The organism is Virgibacillus carmonensis, assembly GCF_057836705.1.
Genome location: NZ_JBYQFJ010000018.1, coordinates 1 through 21,493 on the forward strand (window position 1 = coordinate 1; position 21,493 = coordinate 21,493).

Annotated in this window: 22 protein-coding genes and 1 other annotated feature; of the genes, 5 read left to right on the forward strand and 17 right to left on the reverse strand. The window is 39.3% G+C overall.

The genetic code is table 11. The features are described from left to right. Nucleotides 1–52: 52 nt before the first annotated feature. From AC3G7N_RS13925 to AC3G7N_RS13960, 8 genes are all read right to left on the reverse strand, one after another. Nucleotides 53–1,210, reverse strand: coding sequence for an ROK family transcriptional regulator (locus tag AC3G7N_RS13925; RefSeq protein ID WP_489422774.1), 1,158 nt, complete (start codon nucleotides 1,208–1,210; stop codon nucleotides 53–55). 87 nt (nucleotides 1,211–1,297) lie between these two features. Further along, entirely contained in the window at nucleotides 1,298–1,483 is a 186-nt protein-coding gene (locus tag AC3G7N_RS13930; RefSeq protein ID WP_489422775.1) for a hypothetical protein, read from the reverse strand. After that, nucleotides 1,477–2,448: a nuclease-related domain-containing protein gene (locus tag AC3G7N_RS13935; protein WP_489422776.1), complete on the reverse strand. Its 972-nt coding sequence runs from the start codon at nucleotides 2,446–2,448 to the stop codon at nucleotides 1,477–1,479. The genes AC3G7N_RS13930 and AC3G7N_RS13935 overlap by 7 nt, the downstream gene beginning before the upstream one ends. Before the next feature lie 76 nt (nucleotides 2,449–2,524). Next, nucleotides 2,525–2,899, reverse strand: coding sequence for a hypothetical protein (locus AC3G7N_RS13940; protein WP_489422777.1), 375 nt, complete (start codon nucleotides 2,897–2,899; stop codon nucleotides 2,525–2,527). A gap of 38 nt (nucleotides 2,900–2,937) precedes the next feature. Beyond that, nucleotides 2,938–4,461 (reverse strand): AbgT family transporter, encoded by a 1,524-nt coding sequence (locus AC3G7N_RS13945; RefSeq protein ID WP_489422778.1) that lies wholly within the window; start codon nucleotides 4,459–4,461, stop codon nucleotides 2,938–2,940. 31 nt (nucleotides 4,462–4,492) lie between these two features. Then, the gene (locus tag AC3G7N_RS13950; RefSeq protein WP_489422779.1) at nucleotides 4,493–5,776 is read right to left on the reverse strand and encodes a hypothetical protein; all 1,284 of its coding nucleotides are present in this window, start codon (nucleotides 5,774–5,776) and stop codon (nucleotides 4,493–4,495) included. A gap of 27 nt (nucleotides 5,777–5,803) precedes the next feature. Continuing rightward, nucleotides 5,804–7,099, reverse strand: coding sequence for an amidohydrolase (locus AC3G7N_RS13955; protein WP_489422780.1), 1,296 nt, complete (start codon nucleotides 7,097–7,099; stop codon nucleotides 5,804–5,806). Nucleotides 7,100–7,103: 4 nt separating this feature from the next. Then, the gene (locus tag AC3G7N_RS13960) at nucleotides 7,104–8,300 is read right to left on the reverse strand and encodes a M20 metallopeptidase family protein (RefSeq protein ID WP_489422781.1); all 1,197 of its coding nucleotides are present in this window, start codon (nucleotides 8,298–8,300) and stop codon (nucleotides 7,104–7,106) included. Nucleotides 8,301–8,429: 129 nt separating this feature from the next. Here AC3G7N_RS13960 and AC3G7N_RS13965 point away from each other — a divergent pair, with 129 nt between their 5' ends. Continuing rightward, on the forward strand, nucleotides 8,430–8,870 hold the full coding sequence (locus AC3G7N_RS13965) for a hypothetical protein (protein WP_489422782.1): 441 nt from the start codon (nucleotides 8,430–8,432) through the stop codon (nucleotides 8,868–8,870). Nucleotides 8,871–8,947: 77 nt separating this feature from the next. On the opposite strand, the gene AC3G7N_RS13970 is transcribed toward AC3G7N_RS13965, so the two are convergent. The 7 genes from AC3G7N_RS13970 to AC3G7N_RS14000 all read right to left on the reverse strand — a co-directional run bounded on the left by AC3G7N_RS13970 (nucleotide 8,948) and on the right by AC3G7N_RS14000 (nucleotide 14,025). Continuing rightward, on the reverse strand, nucleotides 8,948–9,085 hold the full coding sequence (locus tag AC3G7N_RS13970; protein ID WP_489422783.1) for a YvrJ family protein: 138 nt from the start codon (nucleotides 9,083–9,085) through the stop codon (nucleotides 8,948–8,950). 142 nt (nucleotides 9,086–9,227) lie between these two features. Next, nucleotides 9,228–9,446 carry a DUF2922 domain-containing protein gene (locus AC3G7N_RS13975; RefSeq protein ID WP_489422784.1) on the reverse strand — a complete coding sequence of 73 codons (219 nt, stop codon included), beginning with the start codon at nucleotides 9,444–9,446 and terminating at the stop codon, nucleotides 9,228–9,230. 34 nt (nucleotides 9,447–9,480) lie between these two features. Continuing rightward, nucleotides 9,481–9,705, reverse strand: a complete 225-nt coding sequence (locus AC3G7N_RS13980) for a DUF1659 domain-containing protein (protein WP_489420096.1) — start codon at nucleotides 9,703–9,705, stop codon at nucleotides 9,481–9,483. A 370-nt stretch (nucleotides 9,706–10,075) separates the two neighbouring features. Beyond that, nucleotides 10,076–10,183, reverse strand: coding sequence for a putative holin-like toxin (locus AC3G7N_RS13985; RefSeq protein ID WP_489422785.1), 108 nt, complete (start codon nucleotides 10,181–10,183; stop codon nucleotides 10,076–10,078). Between the two features lie 233 nt (nucleotides 10,184–10,416). Next, nucleotides 10,417–11,268 (reverse strand): SAM hydrolase/SAM-dependent halogenase family protein, encoded by an 852-nt coding sequence (locus tag AC3G7N_RS13990; protein ID WP_489422786.1) that lies wholly within the window; start codon nucleotides 11,266–11,268, stop codon nucleotides 10,417–10,419. 66 nt (nucleotides 11,269–11,334) lie between these two features. Beyond that, nucleotides 11,335–11,604 (reverse strand) — a binding site (T-box leader). A gap of 359 nt (nucleotides 11,605–11,963) precedes the next feature. After that, the gene (locus AC3G7N_RS13995) at nucleotides 11,964–12,902 is read right to left on the reverse strand and encodes a nuclease-related domain-containing protein (RefSeq protein ID WP_489422787.1); all 939 of its coding nucleotides are present in this window, start codon (nucleotides 12,900–12,902) and stop codon (nucleotides 11,964–11,966) included. A 394-nt stretch (nucleotides 12,903–13,296) separates the two neighbouring features. Further along, nucleotides 13,297–14,025 (reverse strand): WecB/TagA/CpsF family glycosyltransferase, encoded by a 729-nt coding sequence (locus AC3G7N_RS14000; protein ID WP_489422788.1) that lies wholly within the window; start codon nucleotides 14,023–14,025, stop codon nucleotides 13,297–13,299. Nucleotides 14,026–14,291: 266 nt separating this feature from the next. On the opposite strand from AC3G7N_RS14000, the gene AC3G7N_RS14005 reads away from it, so the two are divergent. Then, nucleotides 14,292–15,368, forward strand: a complete 1,077-nt coding sequence (locus AC3G7N_RS14005; protein ID WP_489422789.1) for an LCP family protein — start codon at nucleotides 14,292–14,294, stop codon at nucleotides 15,366–15,368. A gap of 108 nt (nucleotides 15,369–15,476) precedes the next feature. On the opposite strand, the gene AC3G7N_RS14010 is transcribed toward AC3G7N_RS14005, so the two are convergent. Together AC3G7N_RS14010 and AC3G7N_RS14015 are read right to left on the reverse strand one after the other, a co-directional pair. After that, on the reverse strand, nucleotides 15,477–16,532 hold the full coding sequence (locus tag AC3G7N_RS14010) for an MraY family glycosyltransferase (RefSeq protein ID WP_489422790.1): 1,056 nt from the start codon (nucleotides 16,530–16,532) through the stop codon (nucleotides 15,477–15,479). A 207-nt stretch (nucleotides 16,533–16,739) separates the two neighbouring features. Then, complete coding sequence (locus AC3G7N_RS14015) at nucleotides 16,740–17,834, reverse strand: glycosyltransferase family 4 protein (protein ID WP_489422791.1); 1,095 nt, start codon at nucleotides 17,832–17,834, stop codon at nucleotides 16,740–16,742. 112 nt (nucleotides 17,835–17,946) lie between these two features. On the opposite strand from AC3G7N_RS14015, the gene AC3G7N_RS14020 reads away from it, so the two are divergent. The 3 genes from AC3G7N_RS14020 to AC3G7N_RS14030 all read left to right on the forward strand — a co-directional run bounded on the left by AC3G7N_RS14020 (nucleotide 17,947) and on the right by AC3G7N_RS14030 (nucleotide 21,433). Next, the gene (locus tag AC3G7N_RS14020) at nucleotides 17,947–19,170 is read left to right on the forward strand and encodes an O-antigen ligase family protein (protein WP_489422792.1); all 1,224 of its coding nucleotides are present in this window, start codon (nucleotides 17,947–17,949) and stop codon (nucleotides 19,168–19,170) included. Then, the gene (gene murJ / locus AC3G7N_RS14025) at nucleotides 19,163–20,653 is read left to right on the forward strand and encodes a murein biosynthesis integral membrane protein MurJ (RefSeq protein WP_489422793.1); all 1,491 of its coding nucleotides are present in this window, start codon (nucleotides 19,163–19,165) and stop codon (nucleotides 20,651–20,653) included. Before AC3G7N_RS14020 ends, murJ begins: the two co-directional genes overlap by 8 nt. A 63-nt stretch (nucleotides 20,654–20,716) precedes the next feature. Continuing rightward, a complete protein-coding gene (locus AC3G7N_RS14030; protein ID WP_489422794.1) occupies nucleotides 20,717–21,433 on the forward strand; it encodes a glycerophosphodiester phosphodiesterase in 717 nt (238 codons plus the stop codon). The last annotated feature ends 60 nt before the right edge of the window (nucleotides 21,434–21,493 follow it).

The window sequence follows — 21,493 nt, forward strand, 5'->3', positions numbered from 1 at the left end:
CTGCACCGCTCTGCTTATGCTTGTCGTGTCTTTCAAGGCGCTTACGCTTTTCTTACACCGGAGCAAACAATTCGATTAAAAGTAATGAAACTGCACCAAGCAGTGTGGAATCGTCACCAAGTTTTGTCACTGACACGTCCGTCCGCTTTGCATCAGCTGTTAACGCACGTTGATCAATCGTTTGTTTAATAGCTGGCAATATGAATATTTCACTTTTCATAACCCCGCCACCCAACACAATTTTTTCAGGGTTAACAAGATGAATTAAATTGGTTAATCCTACTCCAATGATCTCCCCTATATCCTCCAGGATGTTACTGTATTCTTGCTCGCCAGCTAGTGCGCGCTCATATACCTCTTCTGCCCTTAGACTGTCTGGGATGTTAGTCATATTTTCACGCGTTCGTTTTACTATTGCCTCGCTAGTAGCAAAGGTTTGCAGGCAACCACGATTTCCGCATTCGCAAATTTCGCCATTTATATCAATTGTCATATGGCCAAGTTCACCAGCAATATCCTGTGCACCATGGTAAAGCTTTCCCTTATATACGATCCCCGCTCCAACCCCGTGCCCAAGGTTAACCGCAACCATACTTTCCACATCGCCATGTCCACCAAACCATGACTCCCCAAGTGCCATTGCTCTAGCATCGTTCTCAACCTGGACAATTAAATTAAATTCTTCTTCAAGCTCATTCTTTATAGGAATGTTTGTTAAGTTTAGGTTTGGCGCCACAAGTGAGGTACCTGTTTCAACGTTTACAACACCATGCATCGCCACTCCAATACCCAAGACTTTTTCATTGTTGGTAGGTGAAACCTTATGTATGTTTTCCTTTAAAATAGCGATAAATTGATCATTCGTTAACGGCGTATTTATACTGCTTTCTGCCCGCTTCATAACTTTTCCCGATAAATCAGTAAGAATGCATTCCACAGTTTCAGGTCCAACATCCACACCAATAACATAAAAAGCATCACTGTCTATGAGCAGCATCGTTGGTTTCCGACCGCCTTTAGATACACCAAGGTCACTCTCCCGTACAATTCCCTGCCCAATCAATTCCTTTACAATACCACTAACCGTTGGCGGAGTGAGCTCAGTCTCCTTCGCAATTTGCGCCCTTGAAATCGGTTCAGCCATACGAATTTTATTTAAAATAATAGATTTATTAACTGACTTCATTAATTGGAAAGTACCACGCTGCATGGAAGGATCCCCCTTGTTCCGTTCATGGATTTATTCTAATTATACCATAGTAAACTAAGGAGATTCAGGTGTTAGTTGAAAACTCAGCTAGTGGTGTGTCGGCTTCCGATTGAATTTCTGGTCATCACGATCAACTTCCAATCCGTTCCGATCGACTTTCTGGTCACCACGATCAACTTCCAATCCGTTCCGATCGACTTTCTGGTAATTACGATCGACTAACCCAGCTGGTCGATCAACTTTCTGGTTCTGAGGATCAACTTCTTTTACCAACCTGTTTTTTTGTTAAATTGTCTTTTATTCCATTTTCTTGTTATTGGATCATAGATAAGATTGGATGTTTTAAGTAGCCTTGTCGCCAAATGTCGGGATTTTACTTGCAAAAATTCCATACATTCTTTATTACTAATCCATGGGTTAATCAATAAGGTATAATCCTGTAGTGCAGTGATATGGGAGTTATTATTCTTCACATTACAAAACTTACATTCCCAAAATTTATATTGTCGTTGCATCCCTAACCTCCCACATTCAGGGCACTGCACCCCACCTACTATATTTTTCGGATCAATCCCGTAAACCCACTTACTATTTATAGTATATTCCTTGCACTCACTTAGAATCTGAGCACCTATTTTTTGATGAAGAATTCGTTTTTCACCTTCAAACTCACGGTCAACTTTCATTACATGTTGTGGCATATACTCTCCATGCATCACTACATCCGATATATCTCTGTTTTCAGGGATAACTTTTATAATCGTACTTGGATTGCTGATTGCAACGAGTGGGTAGATTGGAATATCCATTATATTGTGATCACTAAGCCAGTTCATTAATAGGAGTTTATTTGTCGTAGCTTGTGTGATGGGGTTACGAAAGCCAGTAACTTGGCCTTTATATGTGCTGTAGAATTGATTTAGAATGAAGTCAAAGGTTACAATGCCACGGTAATTTTTAATTTCTACTACGAAGATGCGATGTGGTGTTATGATTAACGTATCGATCTGGAAGGATGAAACTTTATTGTGGAGATAAACATCATGGAGTATCGTGAAGTTGTTTTGCAGAAGCGAAGCAGTGTAGCGATCGACATCTTTTTCACCATCAAATCCTTTTTGGCTCTTTGCTAAATCTTTGTCTAGCCTCTGTCGCCCTTTGTATGATTGTGGCAACCTATTTACTAGTGCCTTCAATATGCGTAATTCAACAGGAATAGGTCGTTTTTTAATAATCATAAATTACCCCTTTCATATTTAATTAAAAAGATTATATCATATAATATGGAAGTTTCTGAAACTCTAGCATGTAAAGTTAATCAAAATCTGCTTGGAAAAATAAGTAGGGCGTCCAGAACAAAAAGTTGATCGGTACCATCCTCAAGTTGATCGTCACAACCAGAGAGTTGATCCGCATTACCCTAAAGTCGATCCACACCACCCCGAAGTTGATCGGCACCGTCAAAAAGTCAATCCGCACCACCCCGAAGTTGAGCGTCACCGTCAAAAAGTCGAGCCACATCAACCCGAAGTTGAGCGTCACCATCCAAAAGTCGAGCCACATCACCCTAAAGTTGAGCGTCACCGTCAAATAGTCGATCCACATCACCCTGAAGTTGATCGGCACCGTCAAAAAGTCAATCCGCACCGTACTCTCACCCGCCACCCCATCAAAAAAAATAACCCGCATCCCCCAATAAGGGATGCAGGTAAAACACAATTTACAAGTTATAAGTAAACTCCCACTCCAGGTCCAAATGGGATGCCTAGTAATGCAAAGCCTAGTAATAGGATAATCCAGGTTACTAAGAATACGACACTGTACGGTAACATTAGTGCTATTAAGGTTCCAAGTCCGGCCTTTTTGTCATATTCCTGCATGAAGGCTAGCACGATAATAATGTATGGATTCATCGGCGTAATGATATTGGTTGATGAATCTGCAATACGATACGATGCCTGGATAAAGGCAGGTTCATATCCTAGGAAGTAAAACATTTTCAAGAAGATTGGGGCTTCCAGTGCCCATTGAGCAGAACCACTAAATATGAACAAATTCATTACTGCTGTCAATAATACAAAACCTATTACAGCCGCAAGTCCGGTAAATCCTAGTGATTCTAAAAAGTTTGCTCCACTAACCGCTATCCATGAACCCATATTGGTCCATTCGAAATAGGCAATAAATTGGGCTGCTGCAAATATTAATACGATAAACCCAGACATATCTTTCATTGCTTCTCCCATATATTTTCCAATAGCTCGGGAGCTTTCAATTTTCTTAACTGTGACACCATATGCTACACCTATTGCGATAAACCAGATTAAAATCAGTGGTACGATCCCATCTAAGAAAGGAGATGGAACGATTCCGCCTTGTTCATTGGTTAGCGGTGAGTTTGGTAAAAATATAACTAGTGCGATTAAAGCTATATAAGCTAAGCCAACGAGGACCGCATTTCGGAATCCGCGCTTTTCTAAAGCTGTAACCGCTTCAAATTCCTTTTTCACCTTACCCTCGTACTTGCCAAGTCGCGGCTCCACTAACTTTTCTGTGACAACTGCCCCTGCAATAGATAGGAAGACTACGGATACAATCATGAAGTACCAGTTGTCTACTGGAGTTACAACAATATCTGGATCGATTGTTTGCATAACTTCAGTGGAAATCCCTGATAGCAAAGCATCTGTTCCGGTAATCATCAGGTTGGCAGTGAAACCGGAGCCTACACCAGCAAATCCAGCAGCTAATCCGGCAAGTGGATGCCTGCCAACATTATAAAATACCATCGCTGCAAGTGGCGGGATAATAACGAATGCTGCATCTGACGCGATATTCCCTAATATACCTGTAAAAACCACTGCATATGTAATAAGTGATGCTGGAGCTTTCAAAATAGTACTCTTGATAGCTGTTTCAAGGAGTCCTACTTTATCGGCTAGACCAATACCGAGCATCATTGCCAAAACAATTCCCAGTGGTGCGAAACCGACAAAGTTTTCAAGCATGGAGGTTAGTATATACTGTAATCCTTCCCCAGTTAACAGACTTTTAATGACTAATTCTTCTTCAGCTCCTGGTACTGTAAATCTTACATCAAAAAGAGAAATTATCCAGGATAAAACGATTACCGTAACTGCTAAATACACAAACAGCATGAATGGATCGGGTAACTTATTTCCTACCTTTTCAATAACATTTAGGAAACCAGACATCCTTGATTTTTTAGCTTCACTACCTTTAGCTGACATATATTACACCCTTTCTATTTAAAAGATCACTTTATTTAAATCGATAAACCTTCCGGGGCCTTCCGCGTTCAAACGGCTTGGCTGTTCCACATTGTTCAATAACGCTTGCTTGATCCAAGGTTGTAAGAATTCGGCGCCCGTTACGTTCCGTACTTTGTAACCAGCGCGATACATCTTGCGCGGTAAATTCGCTACGATTGTACTGTTTTGCGTAAGATTGAATTTTTGAAACAACACCTGGATTAACGCCGCACTGATCCTTGCCGATTTCCATCGTATTGTACGAGATTGTTGCTTGTTTGGCGTTTTTTACTGTTACAGATTGATTTTCATCAATAAGTAATATAGTAGATTTATCGGTATCTTTACTGTTACGAAATCCATACCGAACGTTTTGCTCAGCCTGTGAGACTGTTTCGCCAAAGCCAACAGCGATTCCTACTTTTATATTGGATTGAACCTTTACGTCTTCTATCAGATTAAATAAATCCATTTCCGTTTCCGGGTTAATCTCCCCGCGTGTTGTAAAAATAAAGAACAGCCCATCACCTAATTGCATTAACGATCCATTCATTTTTTCTGTTAACAATAACAGGGAACGCTTTAAATCTAGTTCGTTATGTTTCATTTTAAAAGAATAATATAACTCATTCTGTTTATCTAAATTAAATGCAACATTACAACCGATCACAGCCATTTGAGAATTTTTATAACGGTTCAACTGCGCACGTTCTCGCAACAGTTCAATCGTAAATTTTATCGAAAGGTATGATGGCGTTACGCGATAAACCGGAATACCAAGTTCTTTCAATGCATAATAGGTTGCTTTGATTGGCGTAATAACTACCTCAATTTTTCCCGCGTCATACAACTTTTTATGGAAGTCTACGAAACTAGTAATATATTTATACCCTTTAAATGGTGAGTTATAATACTGCAATGATTCCAGGTTATAATAGGATAAAATTTTATCTATTTCTTCATTTGTTATCGTGTCGATACTGATTTGTTCATAAACTTTCTTTTCATTTAATTGTGCTTCCAACAATGTTCCAAAAAAGCTGGAACCATGTAAGGGAGGAAAACTTCCTTTATCCTTTGTAATCAATTGCTTTTCCATAGCGTACGTAAAGTTCAGTACACCAGAGAAAAACCATTGATCAACTTCATCTACATTTTTTTCTAACATTTCGTTTATTTCCGTAAGCTCTTCGTAAATAAATGGAACAAATTCCACGTCACTAAATTCTTCTGCGACATACATTATCCGCTCGATCGAATCGGCTGGGCCAATGACGCCAATTCGTACGTTCATGTTCTTCACCTGTTTCTATTATTTTAATTACTTGCTTGATCCCCCCTTTAAAATAGCTACGTACGTTTCTAATGCAACAGCTAACGCCTCTTCTTGAAAATCAAATAATCGGTGATGGTGTGGATAATCTAATTTAGTGCCAAACAGCATATACGTTGCTTTTCCACCCGCACCTTGCACTTTATTTATCATGTAGCTTGCATCCTCAGAACCAGCAACATTTATACTCGGCAGAACTTCTTTCAGATAACTGGATGAGCTACTTCCTTTTTCAATGATGGAAATTACATCATCATCACAATTGATTTCTTCTGCCCCACCGACAACTTCAAAGTCAACGGAAACGTCATACATGTTAGCAGCCGCTTCGATTATTCGTTTTGCTTCCTCTAGCATGTAGTGGTTAATTTCCTTTGTTTCTCCGCGAACTTCAATCTCTAGATGTCCTTTATCAGGTATAATATTTCGTCCACTCCCAGCTACGATTTTCCCAACGTTTACGCGGCTTATGCCATCACTATGCCGCGGAATTGTGTACAATTGTGTTGCAGCTGTTGTTGCGGCTATCAGCGCATTTTTTCCCACCTCAGGTTTCATCCCAGCATGTGAAGCAACACCTGAAAATTTCGCATTTAACTTGGTCGTTGCTAAAAAGCCTTTTATTGTAGCAGCAATTGTTCCAATGGGAAGTGAACTGATTCCAATATGGCCAGTATAAAAATGATCCACATTATCCAGCCAACCATTTTCAGTCATCGCCTTTGCCCCTCTGCCACCTTCTTCAGCTGGTTGGAAAAGCAACGTAAATCGACCTTTTAGATCCTTCTGATTTTCTGCAATAAATGTTGCTACACCAAGGCCAGTAGTCATATGTCCATCATGAGCACAAGCGTGCATGACGTTATCATTTGCAGAAACAAACCCATCTTGGTAGGGAATATGTGGGTTTTCCTTTGCTTCATTAATCGGGAGTGCGTCGATATCGTACCGAAAAGCAACATGGTCACCCTTGCGCCCTGTATCCCATGTAGCCGCAAGACCAGTGAATCCACCACGCATCTTTTCAAGCCATGTCTCGTCAACTCCGTGCTTTAAAGCTTCCTCTTCCTGTGTTCGCAGTTCAGCATCAGAAGGCAGTCCCAATCTTGATTCTTCTTTCATAACTTCTTTCCCAATATGCACGCTGAATCCTAAATCTTCTAGTTCTCTACCAAGCTTATATGTTGTTACATATTCCATAAAACCAAGCTCTGGGTACTGATGAAAGGTCCGCCGCCACTCCGTTAATGCTGGAACCATTTTCTCAACAAATTTGTCTGGCATGAAATCACTCCTCTCCTAACTCTTCTAATGTATCTAGCGCTATTTGAACGAAGCATGCACTTCCATTTGGTAATGCATCTTCATTTAGTTGAAAACGTGGATTGTGCAGGGCTTTCTGTTCTTCCTTATCTTCAATTTGTGTTCCAAGCCAGATAAAGGCTCCAGAATATTTTTGTAAAAACCGACTAAAGTCTTCTCCGGCTAATGACGGTTCAACGTCTGGTGTTGCATCTTCCCCCAAGACCTTTTGAGCTGAGTTTCGTGCTAATGCTGCCCATTCAGGTGTATTGATTGTTGCAGGATACCCATCCAAATAATCAATTTCTACCTCGGCTTCAAACATCGAGGCTGTGTGCTCCACAATTGTATGGAAGCGTTCCTTAAGCGTTTTTTTCACATCTGATGAATAAGATCTGATGGAACCCTCCAGAATTACGCCATCTGGGATCACATTGTGTGTACTTCCACCTTCTATTTTTGCGATTGTTAGAACGGAGGCTTCAAGCGGATCGACATTACGGCTGACCACTGTCTGCAAACTCGTTATCATATGTCCAGCAGTTACAATAGAATCACTTGTTTGATGCGGCATACTAGCATGGCCGCCCTTACCTTTGATGACCAATTTAAAACGGTCGGTAGCACCCATCATTTTGGTATCGCGAATTCCCATGGTCCCTACTGGGAGATTTGGCCAGACATGTTGTCCAAAAATTACATCCGGTTTATATGTATCAAATACTCCATCATCCAACATGACCTGTGCTCCCCCAATTGGCGAGTTCTCCTCAGCTGGTTGAAAAACAAGTAAAACAGTACCATGGATGTCCTCTTTCATTTGCCTGAGAATAAACCCTGCACCAAGCAACATGGCCGTATGTGCATCATGACCACATGCATGCATAGCATTTTCATGTATCGACGTATAAGCATGGTCATTTAACTCCTGGATTGGTAATGCATCCATATCTGCACGGAGCGCTACCGTTTTCCCTGGTTTATCACCTTTGATAATACCGAGTACACCATTCTCAGCAAAACCGGTTTCAAAAGGGATGTCAAATTCCGCTAATTTATTTTGAACCAACTTAGACGTTTCTACCTCCTCGTTACTTACCTCTGGATGTTGATGTAAATGGCGTCTAATATGTATTATTTCTTCTTCTATTTGTGAAAGATGCTTCTGGATTTTTTCATTCATATTCTTTCCTCCTTACCACTATTACTGCTGTCAATTTGATTTACGGAAAACTTCCTTTATTAAACCGTTAATAAGATTATACAAAATGTTTTTGTAATTGTATACAATTATTTGAAATTTTTATTAACAATGATATCCAGCCACGAGAGAATCGTCCAAACCTTGGAGCGTGGCGATCGACTTTTCGGGGTGTTCGATCAACTTTCTGCTTCGGACGATCGACTTATTGAGGTGCTCGATCAACTTACTAGTGCTTGCGATCGACTTTCTGCTTCGGACGATCAACTTTCTAATGGCGACGATCGACTTCAAGGTGATACGGATCAACTTTCTGTTCCGGACAATCAACTTATTTTTTCCAAGTGGATTTTGATTAACCTATTATTTGCGGATCAACTTTTTGGGGTGCTCGATCGACTTACTAGTGCTCCCGATCAACTTTCTGCTTCGGACGATCGACTTTCTAATGGCGACGATCGACTTCAAGGTGATAGGGATCAACTCTTCGATGTACTCGATCAACTTACTTGTGGTCCTGATCAACTATTCAATCGTTGCGATCGACTTTGAGGTTTTAACGATCAGCTTAATACGACTATTTTTTTATCCATTAAAAAAACTTCAGCCGCGGCCGAAGTTTACGCTTGTTAACCACCCATTTTATCAGGCAATGCGTGGATTGATTCGATTAAGTCATTGAGCTTTCCTTCGATGCGATGTAACAGATAAAACGTCACCACAATCGGAAAGCCAACTTCGGTTACGAATGACATCCAGGTTTCCATTTCATTTCCTCCTTTTTAATTTAATTTAGGTCCTATTGGTAAGACCCTTTTATAGTTCGGGAGAAAAGCGAATTTCCCCCCTTCCAAATTTAAATAATAAGGACCAGCGCCAGAATACTATTCTTGTCGCTGGTCCTTTTCATTAAGCTAATTCAATATCTAATACGTTACGCTCGACAATGCGAGCGCTCTTCTTCATTACAAGATCGCCGCCAGATGAAGTGAATGCGTTTTGGGTGATGATTTCATCCATCGCAGTCTGCACTGCGACCGCATCAGCTGGTTCAACTGGATTATCAAGTGTGTACGTTACCACTTTTCCGTCTTGGTTTTCAAACTTCAATTCTAATTTTTTCGCCATCAGAATCCCTCCTTTCTTTTAGATTTACGTATCGTTACGCCTGACGCAATTCGGAACTGTCAGTACGTTCAATTTTGAAAAGTGAACGCTGCTGCAATGGCTCAAGTAAGATTGAGATTGCATATAACTGATCCGCTGTTGCTACCGTTTTGACATTACTGAAGCTTTTTGTTTTAAAAACTTCCTTCCCTGAGATTGGGTCAACTCCTTCGTTGAAAACTAAACGAAGCGTCGAATTCGTCATATTTGCTATAGCCATGTGCCTCACCTCCTTTCACCATTACAATCGAAAGGAAGGCAGGAAAGGTGGCACGAAAATAAAAATAAAAAAAGCGCCACCATTTTTGCTTGGTGACGATAGTAATTATAATAGAAGGTTTTCTGCTTTAGCAGAAAATAGTATGTTGCTGTCAAATGCATGGTAAACCTATCAAGGGCAATTGGTCTGCTAATAAACAAAACACATTGACAGTATAATTATTTGAAACTATAATATACTTATAATAAGGTACCGAGTAGCGCTAACTACTCGGCACCAGCAACCACTAACTGCATTAATTAAGAGCAGTTGGCCAACGATCTAGCTGTAATTACCTAAAAGAAGTAAACGCGACCAAGGGTGGGGGCGGTTACTTCTTTTTGTTTAGGTAAACGACAAAAGTTACAATTAAAGTAATCGTAGCTATTTGGACTAAACCAAATTGTGCTACTAAACTTAATGCTTCGAATGTCGTCATCCTACCACCTCCCTCTTAAGTAACTTAAGAAATTAGGAAGATGGCCAACCGCCCGCAATACCTATGTAGTTGCTAGTTTTATTTTACCATAATACTATATTGAATAATAGCAAAATGAGAATAAACGTTCGCATTTGATGAACTCATGTTTAAACTTCTAAGACCTGTTCCAAACGCTTCAGTTTTTGGATTTCAAGATATTAATCAAGTTGAGTACTCCATTGTATCCCTTATTAAAACCTTTTCGAAACTCTCCTAATAGAAACTTTCCAGTTTGCTCCTGTCTCAATATCGTAAGCTTTTGCGAACGAACCTTGGTTAATTGCTACTCCTAATTTATCTAATGAATTCACGAAAAGCAGCGGTTCTCCCAAATGACTATCCGCAAACGAACGTCCAAATGTCATACTATTTTTGTATAGTTGATTCGTACTATTCGATATTGTAACTTCAAGAGATTCACCATATTCAATACCACTTTTTTCAAACAATTCACGGCCAATATTCGTCCAAAGATTACCAAATCGAATATCAAGAATATCAATGTTCCCTTTAATTACTCCTTCCTCAATACTTGCTATTGGGTTGTGCAATTCTACAATCTCACCTACATCAATACTCGGACCAACTTCCTCAAAAGATATGACTTTTGTGGCCAAACGCGCAGCTGTATAAGCGTAAACATCACGGCCATGAAATGTGTATGACTCCCCTGACCTTGGTAAGCGATTACGATTTTCATCAATTATACGTGCTTCAACGATTCCGATATGTTTTTTAATATGAGTTAACGTACCATTATCTGGTGTCACTATATATTGATTATCTGCTGTTTTTACCACAATACTTAAACGATCGGTTCCTACCCCAGGATCAACCACTGAAACAAATACTGTATTTTCTGGCCAATAGGTGATCGTCTGATACAATCGATAAGAAGCCTCCCAAATATTGTATTGTGGAATATCATGTGTTAGATCAAAAATTCGAATAGTGGGTTCAACAGAAATTGCTACCCCATACATTGCACTCACCGCACCATCGCTAAGACCAAAGTCTGTTTGTATAACTAAATTTTTACTCATGTTGAAGCCCTCCATTATGTGTTGGTTTTTTGAAAAATTAAAAAAACACGCCCTCGCCGAATAAACGGTAAGGACGTGGTTTAAATTAACGTGGTACCACCTTACTTTACTGTATGCTCACACATACAGCCTCATCAAGTACGTTAGTCATCAGACTCTTTATACTGTGGTATTGATAACGAGTACCAAATCTCGTCGGAACCTACTAGTATCACTGATATGTTCAGCGCGAAACTCCGAGGCCATTGTTCAGATTCCCACTTTTACTTCGTTTCCAGCAACCGAAGCTCTCTGTAAAAAACGATAAATCCTACTTTTCCTCATCCAAGTCTTTTAATGTTAAAAATTATTATACGGAACTAACTTTGTTATTGCAAGAATAATTTTTATAGATTAGACTATAACGTCATAATCGCGCAATCATAGCTTGAATTCGCGCGATGACAGTTCTGATTCGCGCACCACTGGCTTGAATTCGCGCAAAACCACCTGCTGCGACTATTTTGGTGCGTTAGCGCGTGACTTCGGCTGGAAGATGAGCGATTTGATTACTGTGTTGCGCGACTTTAGCCGGGCGACGCGTGATTCCATGCACGAATATCCACCGCCATCGCGCGCTTTGTTTTATACATAACGCTAACTCTTAATTGTTGCATTCGGTTTAGGGCGCTATTAAGCTTTAGAGAACCTCAGTATTATTTAACCCAGCGTTTATTTTGTTTCTCATATTCCAAGTTAAAAGATGTTAATATTCGTGTCGCTATACTCCGAGAATCTAACTTTAAAAATTGCCTGCATTCCTTATTTGTTATCCACTGTTTGACAAGTAAAAAGTAATCATTTAGTGCCTTTACATGTGCATCTCTTGATAGGTGGCTACAGTATATACACTTCCAGCCACTGTGCCTTCGATTCATACCAAATCTATTACAGCCAGGGCATTGCACTCCTCCCAAAATTTGATTCAGTAAAATGCTATATTCCTTCTGAAGATCAAAATCAAAAACTTTACACTCCTTCAAAATTAACTTCCCAATCTTCAGATGGAGGTGCCTTTTTCCACCTTCCAATTCGCCATCAATTTTAATTACCTGATGTGGGATATACTCTCCATGCATAACGATAGTAGATATATCTCTGTCTTCAGGAATTACCTTAATAATAGTACTTGGGTCACTTATTCCCACAAGTGAATAGATAGGAATACCAGTGATGTTACGATCTGTTAGCCATTCAGTTAGTTGGAGTTTGTTTGTTGTAGCTTGGATGATGGGGTTACGGAAGCTAGTTACCTTGTTGTTATACGTACGAGTAAATTGATTTGTGAGGAAGTTGAATAAAAGCGTGCCGGAAAAATCCTTGATTTCTACGACAAAAATGCTGTGTGGACCAATGATGAGCGTGTCAATCTGAAAGGAAGAACCTTTGTTATGCAAGTATACATCGTAGAGTATTGTGAAGTTATTTTTTAGAAGCGCTGTGGTATAACGATCAGTTTTCAACTCACCATCATGACCCTTTCTTCTATTAGAAAGATCTTTTTCTAAATTTCTTTTATTAGACGGTGAAAGCCTAGGAATAACCGCTTCTAACTTGATGATTTCAATCGGGGTTGTTCGTTTTTTTATTATCATACCTTGCTCCTTAACCTAGTATATTTTTTATAATGCCTGAACACTACCCCCCTTTATATGATTTAAAAAATTATACCATAAAACTGAACTTGATTGTCCTGCCTTTTATTAAATAGTTATAAAATGGTGTGTGGTGCGCGATTTCGGATGGTTGATGCACGTTCTGACCGTCGCATTGCGCGATTTCAGAGTATCGATGCACGATTCACACTCTGAGTTGCGCGACTTTCTACTTTCACCGCGCGATTGCGCAATACGTTGTTTGAACCGCGCACCAACGTAATGAATTCGCGCTTCGACCACTCAATTTCGTGCACTGACCGACACGTTTCGCTCAACACCTGCCAGAAGTCGCGCACCACAATCGCATCTGCATCTTTGCCACACGTATCCACTACTTACCCTGCTTCAACACAATCCTCATCATAAATTCAAACACCTTTAGTATCCGCTTAAATCGCCATGGCTGCTTGATTAATCGATATAGCCACTCTAAATTTAACTTAATCCAAAACCTTGGGGCACGTTTGACTTCACCTGCGATTACATCAAATGTTCCGCCGATACCGATAAATAGGCCCTTCTTAAATTCATCCAAATGTTTGGCAATCCAGTTTTCCTGGCGTGGAAGTCCGAGTGCTATAAATACAATATCAGGTTCTGCCGCACGAACTTCATCGACAACCGTGGCATCATCAAGGTCAAAGAATCCATGATGGTGACCGGCAATCGTTAACTGTGGATACATCCGATCCACCTCAGTTACCACTTTTTCATTCACTTGCTCTGATGCTCCCAAGAAGTAACAGCTTAAATTGTGCGCTTCTGCATATTCTAATAATTCAAAGGTTAAATCAGATCCAGCCACTCTCTCCTTTAGCGGCTGTTTCCTATACTTAGCTGCCATCAAAATACCGATTCCATCTGGTATAACATAATCTGCTCTACTAATTGATTTCTTATAAACTTGGTCTGCACGTGTTTTCATCACAATCTCAGGGTTTGCTGTGACAACAAAACATTTCTCTTGATTCATCAGTTTTGGAAAGAGGTGCCCGTTCAAGAAATCCTTTTGTGTTGTGTTGAAAAATTCTACATCCATTATTTGTACCTTTTCGTTCATTTTAGGCAACCTTTCACAGAAACTTTTTTCTTTCTTAAACGTCTATATTAATAGTAAATCATGCAATTGTAATCGTTTCTTACAGAAATGTAATAAAATATTAATTTACGAATAGGCATATTCATAGTAAAATAAAGGTTAATGTTTCAAAAATCATGTATAAAAATAAAATTTATGGTAACATGAATGATTACTTTTTATAGTATTAATATAGTTTGTTCCAAAGATAATTTCAAACGTTAGGAAATTAAAGGGGAAAATGTTATATGTCTAAAGAAAAATCAACGCAAAGCCGAACAGCCAAACGTGGTAGAAAAAGAAAATTACGCAAACGCGCTTATTTTATATTAGTTCCTGTTTTAGTACTTTTTATTAGCTTACTTACCTATGCAGCATATTTATATACAAAAGCTGATTCTGTCTTTTCAGAGTCATACAAGGACGATGGTCGAGCTAAATCGGAACTTCGTGATGAAGCAGTAGATCCAGCAGAAGATAATGTCTCTGTGTTAATAATTGGTGTTGACCAAAGTGATGTCCGCAACAATAAAGGGAATGCGCGATCAGACACGTTGATGCTTGCTACTCTTAACGTTGAAGATAAAAGTGTTAAACTGGTAAGTATTCCGCGTGACTCTTTGGTATATATTCCTGAGGTTGACTATGAGACAAAAATTAATCATGCCCATGCTTTTGGTGGCCCGGATGCAACAATTAAAACGGTAGAAAACCTGCTTGAAATTCCAGTGGACTACTATGTGAAAGTTAATTTTGATGCATTTATTGATGTTGTAAATGCCGTTAATGGTATTACTGTAGATGTTCCTTATGAATTATATGAACAAAACTCAAACGATAAAGCTAAGGCTATCCACCTTTTACCTGGCGAACAGGAATTAGATGGGGAAGAAGCACTAGCTCTTGCTAGAACTAGACATTATGATAACGACATTGAACGTGGGAAACGTCAGCAGGAAATTATCAAGTCTGTTGTTCGTAAGGCAACGTCATTAAACTCGGTTCTTAAATACGACAATATTATTGAGGCACTTGGTGAAAATATGACAACCAACATGACCTTCGATGAAATGAAAAGTTTCATTGCTTATGGAACAGGAACCGGAAATTTAGACATTGATACACTTACACTTGAAGGTACTAATTATCAGCCTACGGATACGTACTATTGGAAATTAGATGAAATCGCGCTTGAAGAAACCAAAGAGTTATTGAAGCGTCATTTGGAAATTGATCCCGCTACAGCAAAACGTTATGAGAATAATAATGAAGATAAAGTTTCTGCATCAGATGGTAAAGAAACCGAAAGCACAACAACATACTAAAAAATAAGAGTCTAAATCATAAACGATTTAGGCTCTTATTTTTTGTTGAAATAGTCGCTCGCTAAGTGGCGGTGAAATGCCAATTGTGCTTCATGCATTATCCACGTATTAACTTTTCTGCCGTAAGCTTTTTACAAAATTGGTCAGCGGTTTAAAGTCGTTATTAATCATACCTAAGTTTTCAATCAACACTTCAATCGCCAGTAATGCAACAGACATGATGATAATCGAACCCCATAAGGTTGTCATCGAAAACAAGAAGGCAGCTAAGCTGAACATTCCACTTAGTGAATAAATAAATAACACTGTTTGTCTATGTGTAAAGCCAGATTTCATTAATCGATGATGCAGATGTGAGCTATCTGGACTGGACATCGGCTGCCTGTTGACCCGTCTTCTTACCATCGCAATTAATGTATCTGAAATGGGCACTCCAAGAATAAATATTGGTATGACAAACGACACAATTGTAATATTTTTGAATCCGAGCAGTGCCAGTACCCCAATCATATAACCGAGAAATAATGCTCCCGTATCACCCATAAAAATTTTTGCAGGGTAAAAGTTAAATTTTAAAAATCCTATTGTACTAAAAAATAAAATAAGTGCCATCGTTGTAACGTATACATCACCCATTAACACAGCCATACCAGCAATAGTAAATAATGCAATAGATGAAACACCTGCAGCAAGTCCGTCCAATCCGTCAATTAAATTAATGGCGTTGGTGATTCCAACGATCCAAAAGATGGTTACAATCGAACTAAGAAATCCGAATTCGATTTGACCACCAAATGGCAAATTAATAAATTCAACTTGGAGTCCGCCCCAGAAAACAATCAATAAAGCTACACCAATTTGTACAATAAATTTGGTTTTTGCTGACAGATTGTACAAATCGTCAAAGATTCCCATAATAATGATGATGAACGCACCAGTGACAACAGCTGCATGGTAATCACTAGATGGTTGCAAGATGAGCAATCCGACAAGAAAGCTTATAAAAATTGCAATACCGCCAAGGGTTGGTGTTGGAACAGAGTGTGCTTTACGATAATTTGGTTTATCCGTCGCGTTTATTTTCAATGCAAATTTAATTAAAAGTGGAGTTAAAAGTAATGATATTAGTAACGTTAACGAGGCAAGTAAAGTAATTTCAATCATTTTTGCACCTCATTTTTCATATAAGACATAACATATACGAAAACGTTGTGGATAGTTTACAAAGCAGCCACGTCCAGCTCCAGCGACTAGCGGATTTCCCTCCCTAATCTTCAATAAGTCAAGCAACAAAAGATGAACACTCTTGGCTTTCCTTTATTTGATAGATCAGTCCATACGTCGCTGAACAGGCGCATACGCTTTTGCTCTTTACATTTCCATATCTAAGTATACATTATATATGTTTTCGGCAAAAATCTCCAACGAAAATTTACTAGAAGCATGGAGATGCAACTTTTCGCCCATTACTTGTAACTTACCCTCTTTTTTTAAAAATATAGCTTCATTCATGGCTTTTGTAATATCTGATTCCTCTACTAGCCACCCAATTGAAGGATCGGTAATTAATTCTTTTACTCCGCCCACATTTGTCGAAATAACTGGTGTGCCAGCTCTCGCAGATTCAAGTAAAACGAGTGGGAAACTTTCACTAGCGGATGTGAGTATGGTCACATCCGCTAATCTGTAAAAGCATTCTACGTCCTGACAGTGTCCTAGGAAGTGAACATGTTCGCTAATGCCTAGCCTTGCCGCTTCAAGCCCCAGTTCTCTCCGCAGTGCACCGTCCCCTACTAAGAGTAACCGGCATTGGGAATGCAGGTATAATAAATCTGCAAAAGATTTTAATGCAAGTTTATGTTGTTTGACCTTTTCAAGCCTCGCAACCATCAAGAATAAAAAATCCGTTTCCTTATAGCCAACATCTGAACGCACATAGTTATCCAGCAGGTTTTTTTGAAAATCAATTCCATTGAGTACGGTCTTAATTTTAGTGGGTTGTACCCCCTTTTCCTCCAGCATCGTTTGGAAGGGTGACGAGATTGCGATGACGCGATCCGCACATTTAATTGCATTTGTATGTAAGCGGCACAAAAATTCACCATACAATCCTTTCCCACGAAAGTCATAGAAAGGATCACTATGTACCGTTACGATCCATTGGAAAGATACTAATTTTTTTAAGAGTTTAGCGTAAACATTTGCACGGGGTCCATGCGTATGTATAACTTGAATCTGTTGTTCTTTTATATAGGTAACAATATTCTTTATAAGTGGGATACTTAGCTTTTTTGGACTAGCAAAGTGAACCGTTTCGATACCTAGATTTCGCGCACGATGCAGCATTTCACCCTCTTCTAACACTCCTAGCACAAACTCTTCTCGATTCAGCTTGTCCAGTAGACTCAGAATATGGTGCATCCCACCGCCAGTTTCGTTTCCTGCATTTAAATGAAGTATTTTCATAGGACTCTTTCACTCACTTTTTTGTATGATGTCCTTAGTTAGGATAACCATTTTATGGGTTTATTATAATCTGAGTAAGAATTGTACATAATGAGGATTGGGGGTGTTTAAGATGACACGCTTTACGAAATGTGGACTTATTTTTCTTCTCATTTATTTTCCGATAAGGCCATTGTTAGTTGAAATTTTTCCATTTACTCGATTTGTCGGGGATATCGTGATCCTTGTGCTTTTTTCAAAAACGGTTATCAGGCGGAAAAAATCACTTGTTACACGCTATCGATTCACACTCTATTTTTTCCTGTTTCTTCTAATCGGGTCTGTATCTGCATTACTTACAGGTGTAATTCCAATTGCCATACTAATGCAAATTAGGGCCTTTCTTATACCAGTATTGCTTCTATTTGTTGTAGGCGAAATGCTCATCACAAAAAAAGACGTCCGCCATGTTTTGTGGACATCCTTTTTCATGGGGTGTATCCTTTCGATTCATGGAGTCATTGAAAAACTGTCACACCGGACCTTACTTGTTCCTGAAGCTTGGCAAAACTGGGATTTAGCTGCCGTCAACAGTGATCGAATATATGGCTTGGTTGCTAATCCGAATGTCTTAGCGGTCTATTTAATGATCGTATTTTTCTTAACGCTTTATTTAAGAAAGCTGGCTCCAAACTATTCGGTATTGTTGAACGTAGGGCTTGTCATCATAGCTGGAACCATTCTGTTAACGTATTCAAGAGGAACATTAATAGCGTTTGGTATTGCCCTTCTCATACTTAGTTTAATGAAAAAGAAGGGCCATTACCTTGTCCAAACAGCCCTATTTTTCTCATTTGCAATCGCATTGGTCTATTTCCCTATCGATCAAATTACCGAAGATATGGGGAAGGAGACATCTGAACGATTTGTTGATATGTTCTCCGAAAAACGCATCCAACAAAGTGCAAGCGGCGGACGTGTATTTGTCGTTAAAAAAGGTCTGCAAATTTTTGTCGATCACCCAATAGCCGGAAGTGGATTTGGTACATACGGTAGCTCAGCAACAGTTTCATTTGAATCACCTATTTATGATCGATATGATATTCCGTCCAGTATGTATGCGGACAATCAATATATGCAGATTCTTGTTGAGACAGGAATTATCGGGACAGTATTCATGTTACTATTTATATACCAACTAGCAAAAAGAACATGGCGCTCATATGCATTTTTCCTATTGCTCGTCGGTTTAATTGGTAGTGCATTCTATTCCATGTTAGAGGACAAAACATTTACACTCTATTTTTACCTTGCAATTGGATTCGCGCTTAATCAGAGGCGGCTATTTGATGAATAACATGATAAAAGCATTTAGCATCTTAACGATTTTTTCGATTATCGGGAAATTGCTGGGGTTCACACGCGAGGCATTAATAGCAGCTTACTTTGGTACAACTGGTACTGCAGATGCATTCTTTGTAGCTTCGATCATCCCAATTGTTTTGTTCACCGCGATTGGCACTTCGATTCAGGCAGGGATTATCCCTATTTATATGAAGGATAAGAATCGCTCGCTTCAGATGGCGAATGAAAAGTTACATGTCCTTGGTTCCTTTTTTATCTGGATTGGTATTGGGCTTAGTATGGCCACTTTCTTATTTGCAGAGCTAACCATACAGATTCTAGCGCCAGGGTTTACGCCCGAACAGACGGAACAAGCTGTGGTGTTAACGCGTATTTTAGCTCCAAGCCTTTTGCTTTTAACCATAAACGGAATTTCAACAGGACTCCTGCATGCGAATAAACAATTTGTTATCCCAGCACTATCACCAGTAGTTCAGAATAGTGTTATTATCCTTGCCATCATCTTTTTAACTACAGTATATGGAATCGTCGGAGTGGCAGTCGGTGTGCTTGTTGGAACTATCATTCAAACGTTTGTTCAATATCCAGCCCTGCATAAAACTGGGTTCACATTCACCATTCGACTGACTACAACGAGTAACCTAATAAAAACTACCTTAGCGTTATTTATCCCAGTCATTCTGGCAGCTATTGTCATGCAATTGAACGATGTAGTTGACCGTATTGTTACGTCCTATTTAGAAACGGGAAGTGTCGCAGCAATTAACTATGCCAACCGCCTGTTATGGCTTCCACTTAGTATCATGTTGATGCCGATTGTTACTATTTTCTATCCTACACTTGTAGAAAAAGCTACAGACAATATGGAAGTCTTCCTTAAATTGATACGAAAAGGTGTCTTTCTGGTTTTTATTTTTGCCATACCATTTGAATGTGTGATGCTTGCTCAAGGGGAGAATTTAGTCGGGATGGCTTATGGCCGTGGTGTTTTTGATGCACGCGCATTACAGTTAACGTCACAGGCATTTTTCTTCTTCACGATCGCCCTCCCATTCTTTGCACTGCGCGACTTTTTCCTGAATGCATTGTATGCTGTTCATAAATTTCGCATCGCACTTTATTCCTGTTTAATTGGACTCGTTGTTAATACCGTTTTAAGTATTTATTTATCATCCTTCATGGATATTGCCGGGGTCGCCTTGGCTACAAGTATCTCCATGGTTGTAACTGTTTCGTTTATGCTCCTTAAAATCCGCTCCATCTATTCCATATCCATTAAGCACGGGGTGATTTTGTTCGGAAAATTACTTTCCATATTTATCGTAATTATGCTCGTTATTCGTCTGTTGGATCCACTTTTCCAGCATAATAACCAGTGGATTGAAGTAATATATACAACGGTAACTGTTTTCATTCTATATGCTGGCATGCTTTTTATATGGAAAGTTCCCGTGTTGAAAAAGTTAAAATCATGATCTACTTGTATGATATGATTTAATAAAGTACGGTTCAAAAAGGTTTTTTAGGAGTGGTTGATAATGGTTTTAAACTTTGCACACCGAGGATCATTAACCGAAGCACCAGAAAATACATTGCCTGCTTTTCAAAAAGCACTGGATCATGGCACAAAAGCTATCGAATTAGACGTTCAGCTTACAAAAGATGATCGGCTTGTTGTTTGCCATAACCATACATTTTCCAAATATAATAAAGATGTAAATGGCCGCATACGGGATTTCACCCTGGAAGAAGTAAGACAAATTGATGTAGGATCTGTATTTTCAGAGGTGTTCAAAGGTCTTGCATTGCCAACCCTTGAGGAAGTCCTGGAGATTTGCCCTTCGAATGTAAAGCTGAATGTTGAAATTAAGAACATACCGGTTATTTATCCAGGAATTGAAAAAATTTTGTTGGACTGCTTGCAAAAGTATGATCGGTTAGACAATCTGACTATTTCATCATTTGACCATTTTGCACTTGAAAAGGTCCAACAGCTAGCACCTGACGTTGAGCTAGGAATGTTGTTCTACTATCGTATTTTGCGTGCTTGGGAATATGCGAAGAAAAGTGGACTGAACATAAGTAGCATTCATCCGAATAATGTTTACACCGATTGTGAATTTGTAGAAAACTGTAAAGCGTATGGATTTAAAGTTTACCCGTATACGGTGAATTCTGTTGAACGTTATGAGGAATTAGTGGGATATGGCGTGGATGGGGTATTTTCGAATAATCCTGTGGTGTTTGGTGGTTAAAGAATGAGTGTGTCGATCGACTTTCCCTTGCAGCCGATCGACTTTTTCAACATGTCGATC

Bases quoted from the DNA above. Each gene is read 5' to 3' on its own strand.
- AC3G7N_RS13960 (WP_489422781.1), bottom strand. From the start codon at position 8,300: ATGAATGAAAAAATCCAGAAGCATCTTTCACAAATAGAAGAAGAAATA.
- AC3G7N_RS14000 (WP_489422788.1), bottom strand. From the start codon at position 14,025: ATGAACGAAAAGGTACAAATAATGGATGTAGAATTTTTCAACACAACA.
- AC3G7N_RS13995 (WP_489422787.1), bottom strand. From the start codon at position 12,902: ATGATAATAAAAAAACGAACAACCCCGATTGAAATCATCAAGTTAGAA.
- AC3G7N_RS13950 (WP_489422779.1), bottom strand. From the start codon at position 5,776: ATGAACGTACGAATTGGCGTCATTGGCCCAGCCGATTCGATCGAGCGG.
- AC3G7N_RS14020 (WP_489422792.1), top strand. From the start codon at position 17,947: ATGACACGCTTTACGAAATGTGGACTTATTTTTCTTCTCATTTATTTT.
- AC3G7N_RS13985 (WP_489422785.1), bottom strand. From the start codon at position 10,183: ATGACGACATTCGAAGCATTAAGTTTAGTAGCACAATTTGGTTTAGTC.
- AC3G7N_RS13940 (WP_489422777.1), bottom strand. From the start codon at position 2,899: ATGCGGGTTATTTTTTTTGATGGGGTGGCGGGTGAGAGTACGGTGCGG.
- AC3G7N_RS13955 (WP_489422780.1), bottom strand. From the start codon at position 7,099: ATGCCAGACAAATTTGTTGAGAAAATGGTTCCAGCATTAACGGAGTGG.
- AC3G7N_RS13945 (WP_489422778.1), bottom strand. From the start codon at position 4,461: ATGTCAGCTAAAGGTAGTGAAGCTAAAAAATCAAGGATGTCTGGTTTC.
- AC3G7N_RS13975 (WP_489422784.1), bottom strand. From the start codon at position 9,446: ATGGCGAAAAAATTAGAATTGAAGTTTGAAAACCAAGACGGAAAAGTG.
- murJ (WP_489422793.1), top strand. From the start codon at position 19,163: ATGAATAACATGATAAAAGCATTTAGCATCTTAACGATTTTTTCGATT.
- AC3G7N_RS14005 (WP_489422789.1), top strand. From the start codon at position 14,292: ATGTCTAAAGAAAAATCAACGCAAAGCCGAACAGCCAAACGTGGTAGA.
- AC3G7N_RS13925 (WP_489422774.1), bottom strand. From the start codon at position 1,210: ATGCAGCGTGGTACTTTCCAATTAATGAAGTCAGTTAATAAATCTATT.
- AC3G7N_RS14010 (WP_489422790.1), bottom strand. From the start codon at position 16,532: ATGATTGAAATTACTTTACTTGCCTCGTTAACGTTACTAATATCATTA.
- AC3G7N_RS14030 (WP_489422794.1), top strand. From the start codon at position 20,717: ATGGTTTTAAACTTTGCACACCGAGGATCATTAACCGAAGCACCAGAA.
- AC3G7N_RS13965 (WP_489422782.1), top strand. From the start codon at position 8,430: ATGATATCCAGCCACGAGAGAATCGTCCAAACCTTGGAGCGTGGCGAT.
- AC3G7N_RS13935 (WP_489422776.1), bottom strand. From the start codon at position 2,448: ATGATTATTAAAAAACGACCTATTCCTGTTGAATTACGCATATTGAAG.
- AC3G7N_RS13980 (WP_489420096.1), bottom strand. From the start codon at position 9,705: ATGGCTATAGCAAATATGACGAATTCGACGCTTCGTTTAGTTTTCAAC.
- AC3G7N_RS13990 (WP_489422786.1), bottom strand. From the start codon at position 11,268: ATGAGTAAAAATTTAGTTATACAAACAGACTTTGGTCTTAGCGATGGT.
- AC3G7N_RS14015 (WP_489422791.1), bottom strand. From the start codon at position 17,834: ATGAAAATACTTCATTTAAATGCAGGAAACGAAACTGGCGGTGGGATG.
- AC3G7N_RS13970 (WP_489422783.1), bottom strand. From the start codon at position 9,085: ATGGAAACCTGGATGTCATTCGTAACCGAAGTTGGCTTTCCGATTGTG.